The sequence below is a fragment of the Carboxydothermus islandicus genome (assembly GCF_001950325.1).
GTDB classification, from domain to species: domain Bacteria; phylum Bacillota; class Z-2901; order Carboxydothermales; family Carboxydothermaceae; genus Carboxydothermus; species Carboxydothermus islandicus.
This window is the reverse complement of sequence record NZ_BDJL01000010.1, coordinates 21,507-45,752: the sequence shown is the minus strand read 5'-3', so window position 1 is coordinate 45,752 and position 24,246 is coordinate 21,507. Positions and strand designations below refer to the sequence as shown.

The 24,246-nt window shown below is 41.2% G+C and carries 28 protein-coding genes, 1 tRNA gene and 1 CRISPR repeat array; of the genes, 24 read left to right on the top strand and 5 right to left on the bottom strand.

Translation table 11 applies throughout. The annotated features are described in order from the left end of the window. The first annotated feature begins 7 nt into the window (after positions 1-7). From cmr4 to ciss_RS02830, 5 genes are all read left to right on the top strand, one after another. Positions 8-1,087 carry a type III-B CRISPR module RAMP protein Cmr4 gene (gene cmr4, locus ciss_RS02845; RefSeq protein WP_075864805.1) on the top strand — a complete coding sequence of 360 codons (1,080 nt, stop codon included), beginning with the start codon at positions 8-10 and terminating at the stop codon, positions 1,085-1,087. Beyond that, the gene (locus tag ciss_RS02840) at positions 1,074-1,541 is read left to right on the top strand and encodes a hypothetical protein (RefSeq protein ID WP_075864804.1); all 468 of its coding nucleotides are present in this window, start codon (positions 1,074-1,076) and stop codon (positions 1,539-1,541) included. The genes cmr4 and ciss_RS02840 overlap by 14 nt, the downstream gene beginning before the upstream one ends. Beyond that, positions 1,541-2,473 (top strand): hypothetical protein, encoded by a 933-nt coding sequence (locus ciss_RS02835; protein ID WP_075864803.1) that lies wholly within the window; start codon positions 1,541-1,543, stop codon positions 2,471-2,473. The genes ciss_RS02840 and ciss_RS02835 overlap by 1 nt, the downstream gene beginning before the upstream one ends. A gap of 195 nt (positions 2,474-2,668) precedes the next feature. Further along, positions 2,669-3,503: direct repeats of the CRISPR family, unit length 30 nt; unit sequence GTTTTAATCGAACCATTGTGGGGTGGAAAG. A 683-nt stretch (positions 3,504-4,186) separates the two neighbouring features. Then, complete coding sequence (locus tag ciss_RS13250; RefSeq protein WP_166503974.1) at positions 4,187-4,342, top strand: hypothetical protein; 156 nt, start codon at positions 4,187-4,189, stop codon at positions 4,340-4,342. Between the two features lie 8 nt (positions 4,343-4,350). Continuing rightward, on the top strand, positions 4,351-4,752 hold the full coding sequence (locus ciss_RS02830; RefSeq protein ID WP_075864802.1) for a type II toxin-antitoxin system death-on-curing family toxin: 402 nt from the start codon (positions 4,351-4,353) through the stop codon (positions 4,750-4,752). Positions 4,753-5,162: 410 nt separating this feature from the next. On the opposite strand, the gene ciss_RS02825 is transcribed toward ciss_RS02830, so the two are convergent. Continuing rightward, positions 5,163-5,438 (bottom strand): hypothetical protein, encoded by a 276-nt coding sequence (locus tag ciss_RS02825; protein WP_075864801.1) that lies wholly within the window; start codon positions 5,436-5,438, stop codon positions 5,163-5,165. Between the two features lie 143 nt (positions 5,439-5,581). After that, positions 5,582-5,656, bottom strand: a tRNA-Thr gene (locus ciss_RS02820). A gap of 236 nt (positions 5,657-5,892) precedes the next feature. On the opposite strand from ciss_RS02820, the gene ciss_RS02815 reads away from it, so the two are divergent. The 9 genes from ciss_RS02815 to ciss_RS02775 all read left to right on the top strand — a co-directional run bounded on the left by ciss_RS02815 (position 5,893) and on the right by ciss_RS02775 (position 15,866). Further along, on the top strand, positions 5,893-6,756 hold the full coding sequence (locus ciss_RS02815; protein WP_075864800.1) for a methyl-accepting chemotaxis protein: 864 nt from the start codon (positions 5,893-5,895) through the stop codon (positions 6,754-6,756). Further along, positions 6,735-7,007 (top strand): hypothetical protein, encoded by a 273-nt coding sequence (locus ciss_RS02810; protein ID WP_075864799.1) that lies wholly within the window; start codon positions 6,735-6,737, stop codon positions 7,005-7,007. Before ciss_RS02815 ends, ciss_RS02810 begins: the two co-directional genes overlap by 22 nt. A 148-nt stretch (positions 7,008-7,155) precedes the next feature. After that, complete coding sequence (locus ciss_RS02805) at positions 7,156-8,808, top strand: long-chain-fatty-acid--CoA ligase (RefSeq protein ID WP_075864798.1); 1,653 nt, start codon at positions 7,156-7,158, stop codon at positions 8,806-8,808. Beyond that, positions 8,805-9,818: a 2-hydroxyacyl-CoA dehydratase family protein gene (locus ciss_RS02800; RefSeq protein WP_075864797.1), complete on the top strand. Its 1,014-nt coding sequence runs from the start codon at positions 8,805-8,807 to the stop codon at positions 9,816-9,818. Before ciss_RS02805 ends, ciss_RS02800 begins: the two co-directional genes overlap by 4 nt. Next, entirely contained in the window at positions 9,818-11,032 is a 1,215-nt protein-coding gene (locus tag ciss_RS02795; RefSeq protein WP_075864796.1) for a 2-hydroxyacyl-CoA dehydratase subunit D, read from the top strand. Before ciss_RS02800 ends, ciss_RS02795 begins: the two co-directional genes overlap by 1 nt. Before the next feature lie 20 nt (positions 11,033-11,052). Further along, complete coding sequence (locus ciss_RS02790; RefSeq protein WP_077177406.1) at positions 11,053-11,817, top strand: acyl-CoA dehydratase activase; 765 nt, start codon at positions 11,053-11,055, stop codon at positions 11,815-11,817. Between the two features lie 16 nt (positions 11,818-11,833). Beyond that, the gene (locus ciss_RS02785; protein ID WP_075864795.1) at positions 11,834-13,069 is read left to right on the top strand and encodes an acyl-CoA dehydrogenase family protein; all 1,236 of its coding nucleotides are present in this window, start codon (positions 11,834-11,836) and stop codon (positions 13,067-13,069) included. Between the two features lie 14 nt (positions 13,070-13,083). Next, on the top strand, positions 13,084-14,586 hold the full coding sequence (locus ciss_RS02780; RefSeq protein ID WP_075864794.1) for a class I adenylate-forming enzyme family protein: 1,503 nt from the start codon (positions 13,084-13,086) through the stop codon (positions 14,584-14,586). An 89-nt stretch (positions 14,587-14,675) separates the two neighbouring features. Next, complete coding sequence (locus ciss_RS02775) at positions 14,676-15,866, top strand: anaerobic nitric oxide reductase flavorubredoxin (RefSeq protein WP_075864793.1); 1,191 nt, start codon at positions 14,676-14,678, stop codon at positions 15,864-15,866. An 82-nt stretch (positions 15,867-15,948) separates the two neighbouring features. On the opposite strand, the gene ciss_RS13660 is transcribed toward ciss_RS02775, so the two are convergent. Further along, on the bottom strand, positions 15,949-16,077 hold the full coding sequence (locus ciss_RS13660) for a hypothetical protein (protein ID WP_268874190.1): 129 nt from the start codon (positions 16,075-16,077) through the stop codon (positions 15,949-15,951). Positions 16,078-16,269: 192 nt separating this feature from the next. On the opposite strand from ciss_RS13660, the gene ciss_RS02770 reads away from it, so the two are divergent. The 7 genes from ciss_RS02770 (at position 16,270) to ciss_RS02740 (ending at position 21,216) form a co-directional block, all read left to right on the top strand. Beyond that, positions 16,270-16,713 carry a C-GCAxxG-C-C family protein gene (locus ciss_RS02770; protein ID WP_075864792.1) on the top strand — a complete coding sequence of 148 codons (444 nt, stop codon included), beginning with the start codon at positions 16,270-16,272 and terminating at the stop codon, positions 16,711-16,713. Position 16,714: 1 nt separating this feature from the next. Beyond that, the gene (locus tag ciss_RS02765; RefSeq protein WP_075864791.1) at positions 16,715-17,161 is read left to right on the top strand and encodes a ribonuclease HI family protein; all 447 of its coding nucleotides are present in this window, start codon (positions 16,715-16,717) and stop codon (positions 17,159-17,161) included. Positions 17,162-17,204: 43 nt separating this feature from the next. Beyond that, entirely contained in the window at positions 17,205-17,420 is a 216-nt protein-coding gene (locus tag ciss_RS02760) for a hypothetical protein (RefSeq protein ID WP_075864790.1), read from the top strand. Between the two features lie 97 nt (positions 17,421-17,517). Next, on the top strand, positions 17,518-17,892 hold the full coding sequence (locus tag ciss_RS02755) for a carboxymuconolactone decarboxylase family protein (RefSeq protein WP_075864789.1): 375 nt from the start codon (positions 17,518-17,520) through the stop codon (positions 17,890-17,892). A 150-nt stretch (positions 17,893-18,042) separates the two neighbouring features. Further along, positions 18,043-19,029 carry an arsenic resistance protein gene (locus ciss_RS02750; protein ID WP_075864788.1) on the top strand — a complete coding sequence of 329 codons (987 nt, stop codon included), beginning with the start codon at positions 18,043-18,045 and terminating at the stop codon, positions 19,027-19,029. A gap of 87 nt (positions 19,030-19,116) precedes the next feature. Further along, on the top strand, positions 19,117-20,412 hold the full coding sequence (locus ciss_RS02745; RefSeq protein WP_166503973.1) for an NfeD family protein: 1,296 nt from the start codon (positions 19,117-19,119) through the stop codon (positions 20,410-20,412). 24 nt (positions 20,413-20,436) lie between these two features. Then, positions 20,437-21,216, top strand: a complete 780-nt coding sequence (locus ciss_RS02740; protein ID WP_075864786.1) for a slipin family protein — start codon at positions 20,437-20,439, stop codon at positions 21,214-21,216. A gap of 67 nt (positions 21,217-21,283) precedes the next feature. Here ciss_RS02740 and ciss_RS02735 read toward each other — a convergent pair whose 3' ends face one another. Then, positions 21,284-21,700 (bottom strand): hypothetical protein, encoded by a 417-nt coding sequence (locus tag ciss_RS02735; RefSeq protein WP_075864785.1) that lies wholly within the window; start codon positions 21,698-21,700, stop codon positions 21,284-21,286. A 123-nt stretch (positions 21,701-21,823) separates the two neighbouring features. Here ciss_RS02735 and ciss_RS02730 point away from each other — a divergent pair, with 123 nt between their 5' ends. Continuing rightward, the gene (locus tag ciss_RS02730; protein WP_075864784.1) at positions 21,824-22,183 is read left to right on the top strand and encodes an ArsR/SmtB family transcription factor; all 360 of its coding nucleotides are present in this window, start codon (positions 21,824-21,826) and stop codon (positions 22,181-22,183) included. A 17-nt stretch (positions 22,184-22,200) separates the two neighbouring features. Beyond that, positions 22,201-23,109, top strand: a complete 909-nt coding sequence (locus ciss_RS02725) for a cation diffusion facilitator family transporter (RefSeq protein WP_075864783.1) — start codon at positions 22,201-22,203, stop codon at positions 23,107-23,109. Here the strand turns inward: ciss_RS02725 and ciss_RS02720 are convergent, their stop codons facing one another. Continuing rightward, positions 23,110-23,685 (bottom strand): M23 family metallopeptidase, encoded by a 576-nt coding sequence (locus tag ciss_RS02720; protein WP_166503972.1) that lies wholly within the window; start codon positions 23,683-23,685, stop codon positions 23,110-23,112. A 113-nt stretch (positions 23,686-23,798) separates the two neighbouring features. Here ciss_RS02720 and ciss_RS02715 point away from each other — a divergent pair, with 113 nt between their 5' ends. Continuing rightward, positions 23,799-24,230 (top strand): OsmC family protein, encoded by a 432-nt coding sequence (locus ciss_RS02715; protein ID WP_075864782.1) that lies wholly within the window; start codon positions 23,799-23,801, stop codon positions 24,228-24,230. The last annotated feature ends 16 nt before the right edge of the window (positions 24,231-24,246 follow it).

Genomic DNA, 24,246 nt, shown 5'->3' with positions numbered 1-24,246 from the left:
ATGTTTGATGACTAAAGTAAAGAAAAACCCCTATGAACCTTATCGTTTTTTACTGCAAGCCCTTGATCCAATCCACGTAGGAACCGGAGGTTATCGTTTAGGACGGGTGGATCTGTCTATAGTGCGGGAGCCGGGCACCAATTTACCCAAATTGCCCGGGACGGGAATTTCCGGGGCGGCCCGTTATTACAGTGCCCTCACCTATGGGAAAATTGTTTGTGCCGGCCAGGGAATTAAAGATGCTTCCGGTGATGGGCACTGTGGCGATCCCCAATGTCCCATTTGCTATACCTTTGGTAGTTTAAATATTAAAAAAGGAAAAGAAACGGATAAAAAAGGAGAAGAAACGGTGGCCATGGCCGGAACAGTGCGGATTTTTGATGCCCGGCTGCTGCTTTTCCCGGTTAGTTCAATGGCGGGGCCGGTGTGGCTTACCAGCCCGGAAGTGTTAAGCGATGTAATAGCTAACTTTAAAATAGATGATTTGGCAAAAGAGGTTAAAGCCAATTCACAGGAAATTGAAGTGCTGGCAGGAAATGAATTTAACGGTTTTGAGTACTTAAACCTTGGCTGGTTAATGGTCAAAATTAATCCAGACCATAAAAAATTAGATAAGCTTTTAGAGGAAAATGAAAAATGGAAAGACATCACAAGTAAACTTCCGGAACATGTAAAACCTAAAATAATTGTTGTTCCCGATAGTATTTTTAGCCTGGTGGTTAATTCCAATCTGGAAGTACGGACGTCGGTAAGTATTGATCCTTCGACCGGGGCGGCCCGAGAAGGGGCCCTTTTTACCTACGAAGCAATTCCCCGCGGGACGATCTTTTGGCTGGATGTAGTAGAAAACGACTATCGGAATGTCAATGCCAGTGATTCGCCTTTTCCCGTTAAATACAAGTTTAAGCGGAACGAAATAGATACCAATGAAGAACTTCCAGAACCATGGAACAAGCCAATTGATGTGGTGAAGACCGGTCTTAAGATGATGGAGTTTTTAGGTGTGGGCGGTATGAATACCCGCGGATTTGGCCGGGTTAAGCTGCTGGGTAGCACTCCGGAGGTGAACGAAGATGCAAAATCTTGATTTTATTGCCGCTAAGACCGGGCAGAAAATAGTAAATGATTTTCCGGGGAAAAATGATAAAGACCTCAAAGAGCTTAAGAACTGTATTAATAAGAGTTTAGGTATTCTTCAGGAAAGCGGAGTTAATGCCTTATTTCTATTTTTACTGGCCAAAAGAAATAAGCAAAGTGAAGGAAAGCATGACCCTTACCGGGCAATTATCAAAGGCCTTTTGCTTAAAGAAAAAGACGAGAGAGAGTTGCTTTTCCTTCCGGAAAACGACTGGGTGCAAGAAAATGGTATCGATAACCAGCAAAAAGTATTGGAGTTTATTAATAAGGTTACGAGGAGTAATATTTTTAAATTGATGCTGTTTCGGGAATATCTTTTACGCTCGTTAACCTATGCTCGCTATACGGCAGATGCCAAAGAGGTAGAGATTGCCGGGGAAAAAAGTGGGGATGGTGAAAGGTAGTGAGCTGGACTATTTATGAGGTAAGTTTCCTGGTAGGAAGTCCGGTGCATATTGGCTGGAAACGAATTGGGAACCTCTGGCAGACCCGGCCGTATATCCCTGCCAATCAAATTCTGGCGGCTCTGGCGGTTAGAGGAGTGGAACTGGGGATCGGAGAAAATGCGGAAGGCATAGAAAATCCCTATGCGGCAAGATTCCAGTGGCTAAAAAAATATTTTAGGGCAACCTATTTTTACCCGATGCTTTGTGAAAAAGACGGTCAATGCAAACAAGGGAAAACGGTGTACCTTCCGGCTTTATCGAAAAAGGGACTGGAATGGCAAGCTGGCACGAAACAAATTTCTCGCGAAGAGTTTGAATATACTTTTTTAAACGCCAGTGCCCATACCTCAATTGATTATGAGTTACGGTCCGCCCGGGAAGGTTCTCTTTATCAGATAGAATATATTTGTCCGCGAACACGCAGTCCGGCCTGCCAGAAAGTTTATTTTACCGGCTACCTCTTTATAAGAGATGATGTAATAGCAAAGGAGGATTTAGCCAGGTTACTGGAAGTAATTTATGTGGGTGGGGAGCGAAAATACGGCTGGGGAAAGTTAATTAATTCGGAGGTTTATAAAGTAGAGAAAAATAGAGATAATAAATTTGAATTTTTTGACCTGAAAAAAGTAGAAATAGATACTACTAAAGAAGAGCCGGTTATTACGATGGATGCTGATCAGACGATCTTTGCCCATGTGCATTTAAAAAATGGTGTGCATGAAAAATTAAAAGGCAAAGTGGAAGTACTGGAACAGCGGTATACGGAAGATAGTGGAGGCATAAAACGTTTTGGTAATAAAATTATTTTATACCCCAGTTTTATGCCAGGAAGCAAGGTTAAAGAAAAGATTGATTTTTTGCTAAAACCTGAAGGGATCTGGGAGGGATAACCAGTATTTCTGCCGGTAAAAAATCTTTTCTATTGCTTGCTATTTAGCAGGAGATAAAGAGATAAAGTCGAAATTAAAAAATATATTTGTAAAAAAGTCGTCGTTGCCCGGGGATTTTTGCATTATCGGAGGTCGACGACGATTTTAAGGACTTCACACCCCTGGAAGCCTTGTTTTTTAAGGCTTCCAGGATGGGTTTTAATCGAACCATTGTGGGGTGGAAAGTTTGGAGAACCTATAAAGTTTAATGTTCCTTTTTCCCGTTTTAATCGAACCATTGTGGGGTGGAAAGTAATAAAGCATGATAAGACTTACCAGAACCGACAGAGTTTTAATCGAACCATTGTGGGGTGGAAAGGTCTATCATTCTATCATCTTGTGCAATCATAATTACAGTTTTAATCGAACCATTGTGGGGTGGAAAGTTAGATACTTCTTCTAATAATACTTCTTCTGATACTTGTTTTAATCGAACCATTGTGGGGTGGAAAGATTAAGTTCAGTCAGAAGGATATTAAGAAGGGTATTGTTTTAATCGAACCATTGTGGGGTGGAAAGTAGTTTAACAAGGCTTTCGCTTACTACCCTTACTGTTCGTTTTAATCGAACCATTGTGGGGTGGAAAGGTAATCGGCCACCAAATCCCCAATTACCCGCATCGGGTTTTAATCGAACCATTGTGGGGTGGAAAGTGATGAAGAAGGTAATTCTTATTGGTTTGGCTTGGGAAGTTTTAATCGAACCATTGTGGGGTGGAAAGTTATTTTTCTAAAATAATTCGTTGCCGATTTCTTCGTTTTAATCGAACCATTGTGGGGTGGAAAGACTTCTATATTGTCCGCTTTCTGTTCTTTTTCAAATTGTTTTAATCGAACCATTGTGGGGTGGAAAGGATACTTCCACTTCAAATCCGGGTTTAATATCCCCTCTGATGTTTTAATCGAACCATAGTGGGGTTGAAAGTACGGGCATGGCTTACGCCATGGGCTTGACAAGGCATGTTTTAATCGAACCATTGTGGGATGATAAAATAAATTAAAAAGTATTTTGAAGTTTTCTCATTTTCTGAAAAAACTTTACTTTTTCGGGGTTTTTTAATCAAAAAGTATTAAAAAAGAGGCTTCGGCTTATTCCGAAACCTCCTTTTTCATTACTATTATCTTGGCCAAAAGCTTTTAATTAACCTGCGGCTTATCGAAATAGCTAAAAAGATCTTAAGAATTTTAAGGATAGTACCCCCGAAGAACCTGATGCCCCTGGAAGGGTAAAAAGAATTTACCTGATAAGTATGTAGGTACAATTTGCTCATCTTCAGGGATAAAAATGCCCATTTTTCAAGGGTTCCAGTATTTTAACTGACAAAGTCAGGGGCTTCTTAATTAAGGTTGAACAATTTTAAGATTGTGAAGTATTACATCGTGATTTATTAATTTTAAAAGGGCGTAATCAAGCTTTTCTCCATGTTCCTTTAGCGTCATTTTAATTTCCGCAATTTCCTCTTTGATTTGCTGGTTGGAAATTTTAAGTTCGTTAAATCACTTTTAAGTCCTTTAACATCACTTCGCAATTCTTCGACAGCTGTATTAGTATTTCCTACAATCCGGATTAATTCGGTAATCGTTCTTGCAATTTGGTCGAGTTGCGTTTTTATATGGACTTAACTGTTGTAAAAATGACTTTTTGTTTATAAAATAAGCTAAAGGAGGTTTTACTATGGAGCGCATAGCTAAAATAAATAAAAAAAGAACCACTTTTAAAAGGGTTCGAAATTTGAGTATTGAAGAAACCGTAGCTTTAAACCCTAGAGAAAGGGCAAAAAGAATAATTGAAAGATATCGTCCAGTCTTTGAAGAGTTAGCTAAAAGGTAAAGGTAAAAATGGGGATAAAATATATAACAGTTGAAGATATTTTAGAGTATCACGAAGTTGTTATTGAGGAGACTGGTGGGAAAAAGGGAATATATCCTGATGGCGAAGGGAAACTTAGGTATATATTAGATGAAATTCGCTATCCAGTATTTGGAAAAATGCGATTTAGAACACTTATTAGTAAGGCAGCCAGGATATTTTATTTATTAACTTTGGAACACGCTTTTATTGATGGCAATAAACGAACTGCATTTTTATCAACCGTCTCTTTTCTCGAAATTAATGGATATAGAATTAATGCATCGTATGAGGAAATAATAGAATATACAGTTGCAATTGCTGAACATAAGGTATCATTTGAAGATGTTAAGGCTTGGCTAAAACGACGCTGCGTGAAAATAGAAAAATGATTGATTTTAATTTTATCAAATTAACACTCCCGTTTTAATCGAACCATTGTGGGATGATAAAATAAATTAAAAAATATTTTGAAGTTTTCTCATCTTCTGAAAAAACTTTACTTTTTCAGGACTTTTTACTTAAAAAGCATTAAAAAGAGGCTTCGGCTTATCCCGAAACCTCCTTTTTCATTACTATTATCTTGGCCAAAAGCTTTTAATTAACCTGCGGCTTATCGAAATAGCTAAAAAGATCTTAAGAATTTTAAGGATAGCACCCCCGAAGAACCTGATGCCCCTGGAAGGGGTAAAAAGAATTTACCTGATAAGTATGTAGGTACAATTTGCTCATCTTCAGGGATAAAAATGCCCATTTTTCAAGGGTTCCAGGATTTTAACTGACAAAGTCAGGGGCCTCTTAATTAAGGTTGAACAATTTTAAGATTGTGAAGTTTTACATCGTGATTTATTAATTTTAAAAGGGCGTAATCAAGCTTTTCTCCATGTTCCTTAAGTGTCATTTTAATTTCCGCAATTTCCTCTTTGATTTGCTGGATGGAAATTTTAAGTCCATTAACATCACTTCGTAATTCTTCGACAGCTGCATTAGTATTACCTACAATCCGGATTAATTCGGTAATCATTCTTGTCATATGGTCTAATTGTGTTTCAATCTTATTAAATCTTTCTTCGGTCATAAAATCACCCGCTCTAAATTAGAATTCTTACAAAAAAATAATATCATAGTTTAAAAAAATTAAAAACAAAAAATTTTTACTGCGAAGTTATGGTTCGTTAAAAAATTAAGCCTCTGGGTGAACCCTGGAGGCCTTGATTTTCCTGGAGCCGATGGTGGGATTCGAACCCACGACCTACGCATTACGAGTGCGTTGCTCTGCCCCTGAGCTACATCGGCAATAACTTTGCATTAATATTTTAGCGGGAAATAAGGTGTGAGTCAACTGACAAAGAGATTTTTTTGAATTTTAAAAAATGGTAAGAAAAATTCTAATAAAATATTTAAACAAAGACTTGTACTAATTACTAAAAATGAAAAATTATAAAAATTATAAAATGAATCAGATTCAGAAGGAAAATCAAAAAATAAATCGAATTTATTAGAAAAACCAAAAATCAATCAGGGGGATGTGGATGGAAATAAAAAATTTAACTTTAAAGAAATACCTTTTGCGCACCGTTCTTTTTGCTGTGCCCGGAGCTGGACTGGTTGGTTACTTGTCAGGGGTGTTGGCTTTTAAAATTTATATACCTGTGTTTATCGGTATGGTTGGTGGAGCAATCATTGGACTTGTGATAAGTTACAGCAATTTTAAAAGAATTATCCAGCCTTTAAAAGAAATGCTTACGGAGATAGAAACTTTGACAGAAAAAAATAAAGATTTAGGGATTACCAATTTAAATACCATAGCCGATTTAAAAGAATCATTTAGCAAAATCTTAAAGGGTTTGACTTCCGAGCTCCAGGAAGTCACCAAAAGGATAGAAAATACGGTTTTAAGTTTGGTAGATACTTCTACCGAAACTTCTGCGGGGCTTGAAGAGGTAGCAGCTTCCACCCAGGAAATAAATTCAAGCCTGGAAGAAATAAATGAAACCATCCGCAATATTGCGCGGCTGGCCGAGGAACTGGAAGATAAACTTACTAAAGGTCGAGAAAGTTTAGACCTTTTTAGCTCAGAAAACGCGAAAATCCAAAATAGTCTTACGGTTGCAACAAAATCTATTAATGAACTTTTTGCCCACACTCAGGAAATTAATGTGGCCTTAGAACTTATTACCGAAATTGCGGCTCAAACCAACCTTTTAGCTTTAAATGCAGCTATTGAGGCAGCCCGGGCCGGAGAAGCAGGGAAAAGCTTTGCGGTGGTAGCCGAGGAAGTTCGCAAACTTGCTGGAAAATCAAAAGATGCTGCCGAAGAAATCAAAGGAATTATTGATCTTATTTTTAAAAATATGAACGAAGCTCAGGAAAAATGCAGGAAACCTTTACTATAGCTACCGAAAGTACCGCCAAAACTTCCTTTTTACAAACCGAACTACAAGGAGTTATGGACCTTTTACCCGAGTTGTTACGCCAAAACCAATCCTTACCCGCTCATATGCAAAATATTACTGAAGCTGTAAATAATGTAGTGGCGGCGACCAATGAACAGTCGGCGGCGATGAATAATGTCCAGAAAATGGCTGAGGAGACCCGGGGATTAATTACCAAGCTTGAACAGTTAAAAAATAAATTTACCTTATAAGCTGCCGTAGGGCAGCTTTTATAATACCATTCAGTATAAAAAAACAACCATTTACCATCATATAATGCAACTGAGTAATTATTCATTGAAATGAGCAGTATTCAGGGATAAATTAAATTTAAAATATCCATTATTGGGAGGTAAGTTTATGGTGGAAAATGCTTACCCCTGGGTTAAACATTATCCCCCACATGTTCCTCTAAGTCTAACCTATCCGGAAACTCCCCTTTATGAGCTTTTAAAGCAAACGGCTCAAAAGGTAAATAAAACGGCCTTAATTTTTTTTAACAAGAAATTATCATACAGCGAATTAACAGAATATATTGAAAATTTAGCTATAAATTTATCCCTTTTGGGCTTGGAACCGGGGGATCGGGTGGGGATTATGCTTCCCAATTCGCCCCAGTACGTAATTGTCTATTTTGCCTTAATGGCGGCTGGGATGATTGCGGTCCCCTTAAATCCGCTCCTATCGGCAAGAGAACTAACCTATATTATTGAAGATGCCGGAGTCAAGGCTATTTTTGCCTTAAATCTTTTTGCGGAAAAGTTAAAAAACCTTGATAACGTAAAAATAGTTTATACAGCAATTGCCGATTTTTTAGCGTTTCCTTTAAATTTTCTTTTAAAACTTAAAGAAAAAGCCCCTTCCGTAAAAATCGATAATGAAAAGATCTTTGCCTTAATGCCCCTTTTAAAAAACACCGGAAGCAAAAACTTTAGACCAAAACAGCGGGACCTTAAAAAGGAGCCTGCGGTAATTATTTATACCTCCGGCACTACCGGTAAACCCAAGGGAGTTATGCTCTCGGAGTATGCCCTGATAGTTAATGCCTATCATGTCAAGGTCTGGGGAGATTTAGTGCCGGAAGACGTGATGTTAACAGTCTTACCGATTTTTCACGGTTTTGGCATGAGCGTTTGCATGAATGCTCCCCTTTTAACCGGCTCTTCGGTGGTGTTACTTCCACGGTTTTCGGTGGATGAGTTTTTAAAATCGGTAGCAAAACACCGGCCCACCTTATTTGCCGGTGTTCCGACAATGTTTGTGGCAATGTTAAACCATAAAGATCTAACCAAATACGATCTTTCCTCTTTTAGAGGTTGTTTCGTTGGGGCGGCGGCCATGCCCCCGGAGGTAAAGGAGCAGTTTGAAAAAATGACCGGCGCTCAGGTTTTAGAAGGTTATGGTCTTACCGAGGCGGTAACCGCCAAGTGCTGCAATCCCTACCGTGGTATAAATAAAACCGGCAGCATTGGGATACCTTTCCCCGATACGGTGATGGAAATTGTCGATGCGTTTACCGGAGAGCCGTTGCCGCCGGGAGAGATTGGAGAAATACGGTTAAAAAGCCCCGATTTGATGCTGGGATATTACAAGCAGGAAGCTGCAACCAGGGAAGTGATTAAAGATGGCTGGCTTTATACCGGTGACATTGGCCGGATGGACGAAGATGGTTATTTCTACATCGTTGACCGCAAAAAAGATTTAATCATTACCGGAGGTTTTAATGTTTATCCCCGGGAAGTGGAAGATGTTCTTTACTCCCATCCCGATGTTAAAGAAGCCTGCGTGGTTGGAATTCCGGACAATTATTACGGGGAAGTAGTCAAAGCTTATGTGGTGTTAAAAGAAGGGGCTAAGACTTCGCCTGAGGAGCTAAAAGCCTTTTGCCGGGAAAATTTAACCCATTATAAAGTACCCAAAATCATTGAAATAAAAGATGATTTACCAAAAAGTGCGATAGGTAAAATTTTACGGCGGGCTTTAAAGGAAATGGAGAGTGAGGCCAAACAATGAAATTAAACTATTTTTGCAGTTACTGGCCGGTGGAAATATCCGAAGGAGCGGGGATTTCTACAATCCGTTATTTCCCGGCTGATGAAAGCAAAGCTCCGGTTAGGCTTCCTGCATACTGCTGTTCCTATGCCAGAGGAAGCCTTGCCGAAATTGAAGAAGAAGAAGGAGACGGTGACTTTTGGGGATTTGCCCACAGTTGTGATACGATGCAGTGTTTATATGGTATTACTAAAAGTTTGCTGGGAAACGACCGGGTTTTTCTTTTCGTTCCTCCGGTAGATTTAACCACCGCTTTTGCCCGGGATTACTACCGGGAAGCTTTAATTTATCTCTGGCGGGAACTTTCCCGGAAAAGCGGAGTCAGGGGGGAGGAAAAGTTAAAACTTACCTGGGAAAAGCTGAAGGAGTTAAGGAATAAGGTTAAATCTTTGGAAAACTTGACTTCTACTGTTCCTTCCTACGAAATCTTTGAGCTTTTAAAAAAGCTTCAAAGCTTACCGCTTGCTGAAGCTTTGGAGTATTTCGAGGCCAAAGAAGCGGAATTTAACAATTTATCCTCGGCTCAAAAGGCTATAGGGATTATTTTAACGGGGGCGGTTGTCACTAACAGTAAACTTTACCTTGCATTAGAACAACAGGGATTTAGAGTGGTTTACGATGATACCTGTACCGGCTTTCGCCATTTTGCGGGAGATATGGAGGATAAAGACGATATTTTGGAGGCCATAGTTTATTACTATCTTTCAAAGCCCCCCTGTCCCTGCAGGCATAAGGGAGTATGGACGAGGGCGGAGTATTTAATAAATCTTTATCATAACAAAAACGCCCGGGCCGTTATCCTTTTACAAAATAAATTTTGTGATCCCTTTGCCTGGGATGTTCCCTATTTAGTGGACTACTTTAAAAAACAAGGAGTTCCGGTTTTAGTTTTAGAGGTGGAAGGCGAAGAAGTCGGGGAGCAAAATAAAACTCGCCTCCAGGCCTTCCGGGAAAGGGTGGGTGGAGGGTAATGGCTAAAAAAATCTTTAAGCCCCTTAAGGCTTCAGAGAAAATGAATAAAATTTTAAAAAATCATTATTTAAAAGCAAAGTATTTGCCGGCGCTGGGAAAATTTTTTGGTTATAAAACCGCCTGGATTACCAGCGGAGCTCCGGTGGAACTACTGCGGGCTTTTGGCATAGAGCCGGTTTATCCGGAAAATTACGGTGCCATTTGCGGTGCCCGCAAGGTTTCGCCGAGTCTTTGCCAGGTAGCGGAAAACAGGGGTTATTCTCTCGATTTGTGTTCTTATGCCAAGAGTAATCTGGGAAGTATATGGAATCCGAAAGAAAGTCCTTTTAACGGCTTACCCCGGCCGGATTTACTGGTGGTCTGCAACAACATTTGCGGGACGGTTTTAAAGTGGTACGAAACTTTAAGCCGGGAATTTAATATTCCCCTTTTTATCATCGATACCCCTTTTATTACCGGTGAGCCCCAGCCCTGGCAAATCCAGTATGTGGCCAAACAGATAGAAAAACTGGCGATTGAACTGGAAAAATTTTTTCGGAAAAAGTTGGATTTAAACCGTTTGGAAAAAGTAATTCTCCTTGCCAATGAAACGGTGGATTTGTGGAAGGGGATAAGAAATTTTGCTAAAAATAAACCTTCTCCGGTAAACGTTACCGATTTATTTATTAATCTGGGACCAATGGTGGTTTTAAGGGGTACAGAAGTTGCCCGGGATTTTTACGAAGAAGTTTACCGGGAAGTGGAAGAAAGGTACAAAGCCGGGATTCCGGCGGTAGAGGGGGAAAAATACCGTTTAGTCTGGGACAACATTCCCATCTGGTACGGATTGTACCGTTTTTACGGTTATTTTGCCGAACGGGGAGCGGTTTTTGTTACCGATTCCTATACCGGTGGCTGGGCGGTCAACATAAAAAAAGGTCCTCCCTTTTATGCACTGGCCGAGACCTATACCGGTGTCTTTTTAAACCGGGATTTAGAATTTCGCAAAAATCAGTTGCAATCTTTCATTGAAGAATTTTCTGCCGATGGCTTTGTCATGCACTCCAACCGTTCGTGCAAAGCCTATTCCTTTGTGCAGGAGGAAATTCGGCGCCAAATCATGAGATCATCAGGAGTGCCGGGGTTAATTGTGGATGCCGATATGACCGACAGCCGGCTTTATTCCGAAGAAACGGTTTTAAACCGGGTTCAGGCTTTCCTCGAGAGTCTATAGAGAAAAGGGGGAGGGAGATTTTGTATCTTGGAGTTGATATTGGTTCGCTTACTACCAAGGTTGTCTTAATTGACCGGGAAAAAAATCTTATTGCTTATAGTTACAGTAAAACCGGACCTGCCGGAAAGGAAACGGCCGAGCGGTTAATTCAAGAGGTCCTGGGGAAAGTGGATATTTCCCGGGACAACATTCAGGGAATAGTTGCTACCGGCTACGGCAGGGTCCTCTTTTCCGGGAAGGAGTTTTCTGAGATTACCTGTCAGGCCCGGGGGATTGGGCATTTATACCCGGAGGCAAAAACGATTATCGATATTGGTGGCCAGGATAGTAAAGTAATTTCCCTGGGGAAAAACGGAAGGGTGCTGGATTTTGCCATGAACGATAAATGTGCCGCTGGCACCGGGCGCTTTTTGGAGGTGATGAGTCAGGCCCTTGAAGTTAGTCTGGAAGAGATAGGGCTGCTTGCGGAAAAAAGCCAGGAGGCAGCTAAAATATCTTCGGTTTGCACCGTTTTTGCCGAATCGGAGGTGATATCCAATTTATCCCGGGGGCAGAGCCGGGAAGCGGTAGCCCGGGGAATTTGCGAGGCGGTGGCGGCCCGAACGGCTATCCTGGCGCAAAAAGTGGGAGTGGTAGAGCCGGTGGTGTTTACCGGAGGGGTGGCCAAAAATACTGGAGTTGTGGCGGCTTTAGAACAAAAGTTGGGGGTTAAGTTAATAATTCCGGAAGATTCAACGATTACCGCAGCTCTGGGGGCGGCTTTATTAGCCGCTGAAAATTCTTAAAAGAGGAGTGAGGATGATGCATGAACATCTTTGGACCGAAACGCAAAAGAAGTTACGGGATGAGGTGCGCGACTTTGTTAAGTGGGTACCAAAGGAGTTACTGGTAGCCATGGATGAAGACCGGGTCCAGTATCCCCGGGAGTTTTTGGTGGAAGCGGGGAAAAGAAATCTTCTGGGCCTGCGTTTTCCCAAGAAGTATGGCGGTCGAGGGCTGGGCTGGCAGGAAGAATATATCGCCCTGGAGGAAATAGGGGTACTGGGAACTTCCCTTGCCTGCCTTTATTCCTTGGTCAGTATTGTGGGGGAAGCAATTAACACCTTTGGTACCGAAGAGCAGAAGGAAAAATATTTAAAGCCTACCATTGAGGGGAAAATGTTTACCGCTGAAGCGCTAACCGAGCCCCGGGGGGGTTCGGACTTTTTTGGAGCCACTACTTACGCTAAAAAAGAAGGGGATTACTATATTTTAAACGGGCAAAAGCGTTTTGTGGTGGGAGCGGAAGGTGCCGATTACTTTTTTGTTTACGCCAAAACCGACCCGGATGCACCGCCCCATAAATCGTTAAGTGCTTTTATTGTAGAGCGAGGTCCTGGAGTAGAAGTGGGTTATGTTTACGGACTCCTGGGCACCCGGGGAGGAGGAGCTGGACGCATTGTCTTTAATAATGTGCGGGTGCCCAGGGAAAATTTAGTGGGAAAAGAAAACGGTGCGGCGGAAATTTTTTACCAGATGATGGTGCCCGAAAGGATGACCAGCGCTATTGGGGCGATTGGGCTTGCCGCTGGAGCTCTGGATATCGCTGCTCGCTATTCTACCCGGAGGAAGGCTTTTGGCCGGAAAATTCGGGAATTTCAAGGGGTTAGCTTTAAAATTGCCGAAAGCTTGACCGAGCTTGATGCGGCCCGGGCCTTAACTTATATGACCGCCCGCTTGATAGACCAGGGAGTTGAACCTTCGGAACAGCGGCGGTTGGTGTCCGAAGCCAAGAAGTTTGCCACCGAAATGGCCTGGCGGGTGACCAATAACGCCATGCAGGTCATGGGTGGTATAGGGTATACCAATATTTATCCTATTGAAAAAATGGTGCGGGACAGCCGGATCTTAATGATTTGGACCGGCACCAGTGAAATCATGAACTTGATTATTCAACACGAGTATTATAAAAAGCTGCAGGAAGAAAGCATGGCCGGCAGAAACCTTGAAAAAGATGCCAAGGAAGCGGACCGGGAAGAGGAAAAGGTATACGAATAAAAGGAGGGAGTTTCATGGAGAATTTAGTTTCTTTACTAAAGAGAAACGCGGCAAAATATCCCCAGGATCTGGGAGTTTACTGGCCTAAGGGGGATTTGTACTTTACCTGGCAGGAGATTGAACAAAGAAGTGATAAATTAGCTGCATATTTTATAGAGAAAGATTTTCAACCCGGGGAAAAGGTTGGCCTTTATTTAAACAATACTCCGGACTTTGTTATAGGTTTTTTTGCCATCTTAAAAGCCGGGGGTATAGTAGTACCCATTAATCCTAAACTAACGGCAGCGGAAGTAAATTATATAATTAGTGATTCTTTGGCTTCCGGGATAATTTATGCTGACTTTTTAAAAGAAAATGTTGAAGAAATTAATAAAAATAACTTTAAATTTTATCTTTCAACTGGTGAGTTACAGGAAATCTATAAAAGTCAAAATCTCGTTTTAGGTAAAACGGTTAAAAGGAATTTTGATGATATTGCGGAAATTCTCTATACTTCCGGTACTACTGGCAAACCAAAGGGAGTTTTACTTTCCCACCGGGCGATTTATTTTGCTGGAATGATGTATATTTACGAAATGAACATTTACTACCGCGATAAAGTATTGATTTTAATGCCCCTCACCCATTCTGCCCCCTTAAATCTTACCATGATTGGGGGAGTGATGGCCGGGGCAGAGCTGGTCTTAGGGGATTATCATCCCCAAGATTTTTTAGAAATTGCTCAAAAAGAAAAAATTCACCACTTTTTTGGTGCTCCTGTTGCTTACTTGTTGCCCCTCCAGCTTCCCAGCTTTAAAAATTATGAATTACCGGAAGCCAAAAGCTGGAGCTATGGTGGTGCACCGCTTAGTAAGGACAAAGTAGAAGTAATTATGAAAAATTATCCCGGAAAAGTGGTTTGTGTTTACGGGCTAACGGAAGCAGGACCTAACGGAACGTCGTTAAAATACGAAGAACACTTTTTCCATGCGGGCAGCATTGGCTGCCGGGGAACCGTTAATATGGAGGTAAAGATAGTAAATACCGAAACCGGTAAGGAATGCATGCCGAACGAACCAGGCGAGATAATTTTGCGGGGACCGACATTAATGGAAGGTTACTTAAATAATCCTGAGGCGACTGCTGAAACGCTAAAAGATGGCTGGCTCTATACTGGCGATATTGCTTATCGGGACGAGGAAGGTTATATCTACATTTTAGACCGGAAAAAAGATATGATAATAACCGGTGGCGTGAATGTTTACCCCAAAGAAGTAGAAGATGTTTTACTGTCAATGCCGGAAATTGCCGATGTGGCAGTCTTTGGTTTGCCGCATCCGGAATGGGGAGAAACGGTGTGTGCAACAGTTGTTTTAAAACCGGGAGCCACTTTAACGGAAGAAAGAATCATCGAATACGCGGCAAAACGCTTGGCCAAATATAAACAGCCCAAGGTGATTTTCTTTGCTGATACTATACCAAGAAATCCCAGTGGAAAAATATTAAAGAAAGTTTTAAAAGAAACCTACAAATTATAGCCTCTTTTGGGGCTTTTTTTATTTATTGTTTGTGTTTTAAATTAAAAATTTATGGTATATTAGAATTAAAAAACTTGGGAGGTGTCCGAATGGGAGTTAAAATTAGCGATTCCGTTACATATGTAGGCAAGATTGACTGGGAGCTTAGACGGTTTCACGGGGAAGAACTTTCTACCCACCGGGGGTCAAGTTACAATTCGTACTTAATCAGGGATGAAAAGGTGGCGTTAATTGATACTGCCTGGATCAAATTTGACAAAGAATATGTAAAAAAGCTTTCGGAGGAAATTGACTTAAATAAAATTGACTACGTTATAGCCCTGCACGGGGAAATAGACCACAGCGGAGCCTTACCGGAATTAATGCGCCATATTCCCGATAAACCCATTGTTTGTTCGGCCAATGCCGTTAAGTCGTTAAAAGGTCATTACCACCAGGACTGGAATTTCCAGGTGGTTAAGACCGGAGACACCCTGGACCTTGGCAGCAAAAAGCTTATCTTTATTGAAGCGCCGATGCTCCACTGGCCCGACAGTATGATGGCGTACTTAACTGGTGAAGAAATTTTATTCTCTAACGATGCCTTTGGTCAGCATTATGCGTCGGAAATGTTATTTAACGACCTGGTGGACCAGTACGAGCTTTACGAAGAAGCCCTGAAATATTACGCCAATATTTTAACCCCTTTTTGTGCAAGGGTGGTCAAAAAGATTGAAGAAATAATGGCCTTAAACTTACCGGTTAAAATGATTGCCCCCAGTCACGGGATAATCTGGCGGGACAACCCCTTGCAAATAGTTAATAAATACCTGGAGTGGGCTAAAGAGTATAAGGAAAACCAGATTACCATTATTTACGATACCATGTGGGATGGCACCCGCCGGATGGCCGAAGAAATAGCCCGGGGAATTAAAGCGGCGGATCCGGAGGTTACCGTAAAGCTTTACAATTGTGCCCGGTCGGATAATAACGATATTGTGGTGGAGGTATTTCGCTCCAAGGCGATATTGGCAGGTTCACCAACGGTCAACCGAAATATTTTGTATAACTTAGCAGGACAGCTGGATTTAATTAAGAGCTTACAGTTTAAAGGTAAAAAAGCGGCAGCTTTTGGCGCTTACGGCTGGAGCGGTGAAGGGGTTAAAATCATTACCGAGATTTTAAAGGAAGCGGGTTTTGAAATTGTAATGGAGGGTATAAGGGAGCTCTGGAACCCCGATGACGAAGCTTTAAAACGTTGTTTTGAGTTTGGGAAAAATTTTGCCCAGGCAGTGAAATAATCTCAGAAAAGAGAATGTAGGGCGCACTCCTGTGCGCTCTTTTTTTGCAGGAGTTGGCCCTACTTTTGAATGAAGAAGTATTTTAATGTTTTTCGTTTTCTTGACTTTTTGCAGCTAAAATTTGGGTTACCGGGTCGTCGACGGTTACAGCCATTTCTGGCATACTGGGCTTTTTCTTTTTATTCTCGTTTTTTTCCTGCTTTTTTGTCATAAATAGCCTCCCTTTCAATTATAATTTTCCTCAACTTTTTCTCCAACCTTCCTGAAACCTCCCGTATTAGTTTTTGTATGGAAGAGGGTTTTATGTATTTTAAAAATATACGGTTGCACATGTTGCAATAATTTACTATAATACTTTATGTAGCGAAGTAAAAGTGACGAAATACACAAGGAGGCGCTGACGATGGCTGTGGAAAAACTTCAAAATAACGTGGAAAAAGTAGCACAAAAAGCGGTTTACAATTTTGTGGAAGATAGTTACAATTGTGCTGAAGGTATAGTTGCTGCTTTTTCCGAGGAAATGGGTCTTGCACCGAAAACCTATACTGCTTTAGCCATGCCCTTTGGTGGAGGTATCGGGAGCCTTGGTCATATGTGCGGGGCAGTTTCCGGAGGCTTAATGATGCTTGGCTTAAAAGCCCACCAAAAGGGCTTAAAAAAGCCGGAAATTCGGGAACTGGCCCAGAAGCTTTATAAAGGTTTTGAGGAAAAATTTGGCACCGTTAGCTGCCATACCTTAACCCGGCACGATTGTAACGATGCCAGTTCTGCTCCTTATGATATAAAAAACTGCGCACCTTATATTGAATATGTGGTTTATAAAGTAAATGAACTCCTGGGGGATTAAGATGAAGTATAAAGTTCATATCGATGGAGGTTCCCGGGGAAACCCGGGGCCTGCCGCTTCTGCCATGGTTATTTATGACGAAAACGGGGAAGTCCTCTATGAAAAAAGCAAATATTTAGGTATAACAACCAACAACGTGGCGGAGTGGGAGGCCCTGAAAGGGGCTTTATTGGCTTTGACCTTTCTTGCACAAAAGCATGGTAAAGTTGAAGCCGAGATTTTTGCTGACAGCGAACTTATGGTTAAACAGTTTAACGGCCAGTACAAAGTAAGGGATGAAAAGTTAAAGGAAATATACGCTGAAGTAAAAAAATTGGCAGCAAATCCTGCTCTAAAAGTAACTTTGTCCCATGTCTACCGGGAGAACAACAAAGCTGCGGACCGGCTTGTTAATCTCGAACTGGACCGACAGGAAAATGCAAACATTGACAGCGAAATTATAGAATAGTATAATAAAACAAAAAATTGCGAAAATGGAGGGGAGCGGCATTATGGATTACGCCGAAATGAGTTTGGAGCAGCTCCAGGAAGAGCTAAAAAAGCTTAAAGAAACCCTTGAAGAGGTAGAGGAAGAGAAGTTTTTTGTTCTGGGACAGAGCGGTTTTCATGTTTCGGGGGGCAAAGTAAAGCAGTACGAACAGGAAATTTCTGAGCTGCAGGCGAAAATTAAAGAAGTGGAGAAGTTAATAAAGGAAAAAAGCAATTAAGAGTTGAGCCCTGCTTTTTTAGGCAGGGTTTTACTTTTCTGGACAATGGGGTAAAAATAATAATAACCATATCATGCTCATAAAAGGGGGTATTTTAATGGAAGACCGGGTAATGCCGATTGCAGAAGAAAATTTACCGGAAGAATTAAAACCTATTTATGAAAATTTTAAGCAAAATTTTGGCGAGGTTCCGTTACCGATTAAAGTTATGGCCAATAATCCGGCTTATTTAAAATTGTTTGTGGAAAAACATAAGGTACTCTGGGAGGAAAACTCGCTGGATCCCAAGACCAAAGTTCTTATTGCCCTGGTTATTTCCACTTTAAATAACTGTGAATTTTGCATTAGAAATTATACGATGCAGGCTAAAAAATTGGGGATATCCGATAAAGAGATAATTGAGGCAATTGGGATAATTGATTTAGTTGGCAGTATGAATCACTTTAATAATGGAATGCGGATTAAACCGTAAGGATGTGGGGCTAACCTTAAAGGGAAAAGGTTAGCCCCTTTAAATTTCCCAATAACTTCGAAAATAGTATTGACAGCGAAAACCCTGGCGTTTTAATATAAATAAGAAAAGATTACGCTATTATTAAATACAGAGAAAAGGGGGTATAAAATGTTTAAAAAAATTTTTCTTTTTCCTTCCCAAAATTTAGTTACAGTAATACCGCTGGTGATGATTTTGGGAATTATCGTGGGTTATTTTGCGGATACGAGCTTTCTTAAGAACTACATTCTGGTCTTCACTTTTTTAATGCTTTATCCAACCATGATTGGGATGAAAATTAAAGAAGCTTTTGATTTGTCCCATAAAAAAGTGGTAGGTTTTGCTTTTCTTTTAAACTTTATTGCCATTCCTTTGATTGCCTGGGGTCTTGGGACTTTACTTTTAAAAGGCGAACCGGAACTTTTTGCCGGCCTTGCCATTAGTTCTCTTTTGCCTACTTCCGGGATGACCATTTCCTGGACGATGCTTTATAAAGGCAATGTACCCGCTGCGGTAAAAAATACCACCTTAAGTCTTATTATTGGCTCCCTTTTGGCGCCCTGGTATTTATTACTGATGGTTGGCAAGTACGTGCCGGTGGATGTGGTTGCTACTTTTAAGCTTATTGCGACGGTAGTTTTTATTCCCCTGATCCTTGGACATTTTACTTACCAATGGCTTTTAACTAAATATACACCGGAGCAGTTTAATAAAGATATAAAACCGTTTTTACCGGCTTTTTCAACCTGGGCGATGCTTTTAATCGTGTTTACCAGTATCAGCATGAAAGCAAAGATGTTAGTGCAAAATCCAAAGCTTCTGGGTTATGGTTTAATGATTTTAGCGGTGTTTTACGGGATTAATTTTTTCCTGGGAACCATTGTTGCTAAGGCATTTTTAAACCGGGCGGATGGCTTAGCGTTGGTTTTTAGCACCGTCTTAAGAAATTTATCCCTTTCCTTGGGAATTGCGGCAACGGCTTTTGGGCCGAAAGCTGCCTTTATCGTTACCCTGGCGTTTATTTTACAGGTTCAGGGTGCTGCCTGGTACGGAAAGCTAATTAATAAGTACGGAGTTTTTAAAGATGAAACGGCGATTCAAACGGCAAAAGCCTGAAATCTTGCCCCAAAATTTTGGGGCATTTTTTATTTAGTGGCAGGAAAAATTTATTGTGGTATAATAAACCAAAAGGGGAGGATGTTGGTGGTGGGGAAGCTTAAGCAAAAAATTCTCTTTTGGCTTATTGTTTTTCTTTGTTTGGCAACTCCCGTTTATGCCGATGTGCTGACTACCAGGGTTGAGGGGGTTATTGACCCGGTTATAGCGGAGCACCTTAAGGAAATAATCCGAAAAGCTGAAAGGGAAGAAGCAAGCTTTGTCTTGATTGAACTTAATACTCCCGGTGGTCTCGATACTTCCATGCGGGAGATAACCGCAGCTATCATGGCTTCAAAAGTACCGGTGGGAGTTTGGGTTGGCCCTTCCGGAGCAAGGGCGGCTTCTGCCGGAACGTTTATTTTATACAGTGCTCAGGTAGCGGCGATGGCTCCGCAAACCACCATTGGTTCGGCCCATCCGGTAAATCTCGGTGGGCAACCCCTGGATAAGGATTTGCGGACCAAGGTGGAAAACGATGCGGTTTCATATATTACTTCCCTGGCAAAAAGGAATGGGAGAAACCCTTTTTGGGCGGAAGAAGCGGTTAGAAAAAGTGTTTCGGTGGATGCGGAGGAAGCTTATAAAAAGGGAATAATAAATTTTATAGCTAAAAATCCGGAAGAATTTTTAGAAAAAGCCCATGGACTACGGGTAAAAGTTTCCGGCAACGAACTGGTCTTAAATTTAAAGGGGCAAAGGATAAGATATCTTGATTTAAGCTTATGGGAAAAATTTTTACATGCTTTGGCCAATCCTGAGCTTGCCTATTTTCTTATTATGATTGGAATTTACGGTCTAATTTACGAGTTTGCCCATCCCGGGGGGATGGTTGGCGGGATAACGGGGGTTCTTGCTTTACTCCTGGCTTTTTATAGCCTTTCCGTTTTGCCGACTACTCTAACGGGTCTTTTATTGCTTCTTTTTGGTTTGGCCTTAATCATTGCCGAACTTTATTTGCCAACTTTTGGAGCGCTGGGAGTGGGAGGGGTGATTAGCATTACTCTTGGTTCGCTGTTTCTTTTTGGCACCGATTTACCGGGTTTAACCATTAGCTGGGTTAATATTCTCCCGCTGGTTTTGCTTTTAGCTGCAGGAGTATACCTGTTAATTAAACTTGCAGTTCGGGCGCAGAAAAGTAAAAGTTTAACAGGAATGGAGGGGATGATCGGTCTTACTGGTAAAGTTACCGCGGATCTTCAACCCGAAGGATTTGTAATGGTAAGGGGGGAAATCTGGAAAGCAAAAGCGGTGGCAGGTAAAACCATACCGCAGGGTACACCGGTAAAGGTAATAGGGGTTAGCGGATTGACCCTGGTGGTAGATGGAATTAACGAAAGTTAAAATAACTTTTCTGGAGGGATGTAAATGGAGATTATTGGTGCCCTTTTAGGGGCGATGGGCCCGCTACTGGTTTTAATCTTGCTTTTTCTCTTTTCGGCAATTAAAGTTATTCGCGAATACGAACGGGCGGTAATCTTCCGCCTGGGTAGAGTTATCGGTGCTAAAGGGCCGGGACTTATCATTGTAATACCCATTATTGATAAGGTCTGGAAAGTTGACCTGCGGACGGTAGCCATGGATGTACCGCCGCAGGAAGTAATTACCCGGGATAACGTGCCGATAAAAGTAGATGCGGTGGTGTATTTTCGGGTAATGGACCCGGTAAAAGCGGTGGTGGAAGTGGAAAACTATATTTATGCCACTTCCCAGTTTTCCCAAACAACTTTAAGGTCGGTGCTGGGTCAGGCGGAACTGGACGATGTTTTAACCAAGCGGGAAGCGATAAACCACGAGCTTCAGAAAATCATCGATGAGGCTACCGATCCCTGGGGAATTAAAGTTACTTCTGTGGAGTTAAAAGCCGTGGAACTGCCCGAGGGGATGAAGCGGGCCATGGCCAAACAGGCGGAAGCGGAACGGGAAAGAAGGGCCAAAATTATCTCTGCCGAAGGGGAGTTTCAGGCAGCCGAAAAACTTACCGCTGCTGCAAGCTTGATTGGTCAGGTACCAACCGCTTTACAACTGCGCTTTTTACAGACTCTGGTGGAAATTTCCGCCGAGAAAAATTCTACCGTTTTATTCCCCTTCCCCATAGAGTTAGTAGAACCCTTTTTGAAAAAAATGACGCAAAATCAGGATAAATAAGCGGGGATTTTTATTTAATTTACAAGGCTGGCCGAAGTAATTTCCTGGCCAGTCTTATTTGTTTTAATTAGATATTAATTTTCTTACCCGGAGGGGTTTTTTGCACTGGTAAATTTAAACGAATGTCCCTGGTGATTAAATCGGGGTTTTCGGCGTAACGGATCGATACTTCGTAAAACTTTTTTAAAGTTGGTTCATACCAGATCAGGGACGAAAATTCCATGTAGGTTTCCCGGCCTTTGGGGGTTAAATTTAGCGAATCTTTTTCCACCAGCTCCCACTGACGGAGTTCGCCCAATAGCTGCTGGACGTAAGGGCTAAAAACTCCCTTCCCTTGCTTAATAAAATTAAACCTGTAAAACGGTTCGAGCGGACGACCGTAAAAGTACAAAAGATAGATTAAATTGTGCAGATCCTTTTCTTTTTTAGGTCTGACGGTGAAGAGCAAAAGTAAAATAAAAAGGTGTTTTAACGAGAGATTCAAGGTTGTTTCCCCCTCTTTTTAAAAATTATATCTTTTTTTGGCCGGTTACAACACTGCTACTTGGCAAAAAGGGAGGAAAATTATATAATAACATATGAACAAATGAACATATGAGGTGATAAAGTGAAGGAAAAAGCTCCGGTATGCAAGGTTACTTTATTTGATGAAGAAACGGTCCAGACAATTCGCGCCAACTTACCCGGTGAAGAGACGATTATCGAGCTTTCCGAAGTGTACAAATCCCTGGGAGATGGAACCAGGCTCAAGATTTTGCTGGCCTTAAAAGAAAAAGAAAGTTGTGTCTGTGATTTAGCCGCTGCCCTTTCCATGAGCCAGTCGGCTATTTCCCATCAATTACGGGTGTTGCGGAATGTGCGCTTGGTGAAATACCGAAGAGAAGGGAAAATGGTTTACTACAGTTTGGATGATGAACATATCCTGAAAATTATTCAAGAAGGGCTAAACCATATAGAACATAAATAAGAGAGGAGAATTCAGCCGTGGCACATCAAGATCATAGGCATAATCACCAAACAATTGATAAAGGTAATTTATTTTTAACCATTATATTAAATTTTCTCATTACCGTTACAGAAATCCTTGGCGGAATTTATGCTAATAGTTTATCTTTGTTGTCGGATGCTTTGCATAACTTCAGTGATGGGTTAGCCTTAATAGTCAGCTATTTTGCTTTAAAAATTGCCCAAAAGGGAAGTGATGAAAAGCGTACTTTTGGTTATAAGCGCTCGACTATTTTAGCAGCGGTAGTTAATTCCTCTGTTTTAATAATTCTTTCAGGTCTTTTGTTACGGGAAGCATACAAAAAATTTTTAAACCCTGAACCAATAGCCGGTAAGGTTATGATCTTTGTGGCCTTAATAGGCTTAGTTGCCAATACCTTGGGGATGGCGTTATTAAACCGGGGTGCTGAAAAAGACTTAAATATTAAATCAGCATACCTCCATTTATTTAGTGATGCATTAGCTTCGGTGGCGGTAATTTTTGGAGGTATAATTATCTATTACTACAATATTTACTGGGTTGATCCAGCTTTAACGGTAATTGTTGGTATTTATGTTTTAAAAGAAAGCTTTGACATATTAAAAAAGGCCACGAATATTTTAATGCAGGGTGTACCGGAAGGTATTGATGTTATGGCAATTGTTCAAAAATTAAAAGGTATCAAAGAAATTCAGGATGTCCACCATGTTCATCTTTGGAGTTTAAATGAAAATAATTTATTTTTTGAAGCCCATGTTAACCTCCGGGAAGATTTGCTTTTAAGTCAAACTAATTCGGTTTATGAGCGTATTAAACATGTGCTAAATGAACATTTTGGTATAAATCATTTGACGATTCAGTTTGAATATAACTGTTGCCCTGAGGCTGATATTATCCAAAAGGAATAATTACTTTTTTTCCCAGTACTTTAACAGATTATAGGGATTTACCGCCTTCATTCCCGGAGCATAAAGGCCGTAATGGAGATGGTCCGGTGTAAAATCGGCATTGCCGGTATGTCCCACATAACCGATAACCTCACCTTTTTTAACCCTCCGCCCGGGTTTAATTTCCGGGCGGATTCCTTTTAAATGGGCATAGTAATGGTAGAGGCCGTTTTGGTCTTTAATTAATACCCGGTTTCCTCCCAGGGAAAGCCAGCCGCTCTTTACTACTTTTCCGGACATTACCGCCCGGACTTCCGTTCCTTCGGGAGCAAAAATATCTATGCCAAGATGAATCCTTCCGCCTTCCCGGGGAGCATGCCAGTTGGCGGAAATAAAATATTCTGTTCCTGCTACGGGAAATACGCCATTGGCGAGATTTTGCAAAGCTGTCTTGTCAAGCTTTTCCCAGGAAATGCCGGTGATTTTTTGAAGTTCAAGGTATTGATTATAGTTCCGGTAATAGCAAAGAATTTTAAGAAAAGAGTAAAAGAAGAAAAAAACGAACAGAATAACAAAGATTCTTTTAACCTTTGTCACCTTAATCCCACCTTTTCTTAGGAAATTTATAGTTGTTTATGGGCAAAAATATTCCTTACTCGACAAATCCGTAAAAAAAACATAAAATAAAAGAAAAAACAGGGGGTGGAACGATGATTAAGGTTACCTGGGAAGGAAAAATGAAGTTTCGGGGAATTGGCCCATCCAACCATGAGGTATTTATGGATACCGATGCGGCGGGGGGCGAAGATACTGCAGCCCGTCCGGCAGAAGTTATGATGATGTCCCTGGGTGGCTGTACCGGGATGGATGTAGTGGCAATTTTAAACAAAATGCAAATTGCGGGTTATGAGTTCTGGCTGGAAATTGAACCAACCTGGGCAGAGGATCATCCCAAAATTTTAAAACATGTAAAAATGACCTATTGCTTTAAGGGAGAAAACTTACCTAAAGATAAAATTGAGAGGGCGGTATTTTTATCCCAGACCAAATACTGCCGGGTAAGTAACACCTTAATTAAAGCCGCTCCGATGGAGGTATATATTAATTTAAACGGCGAAACCTGGGAGTTAAAAACCCAATAAAAAAGAGGGCGAAATT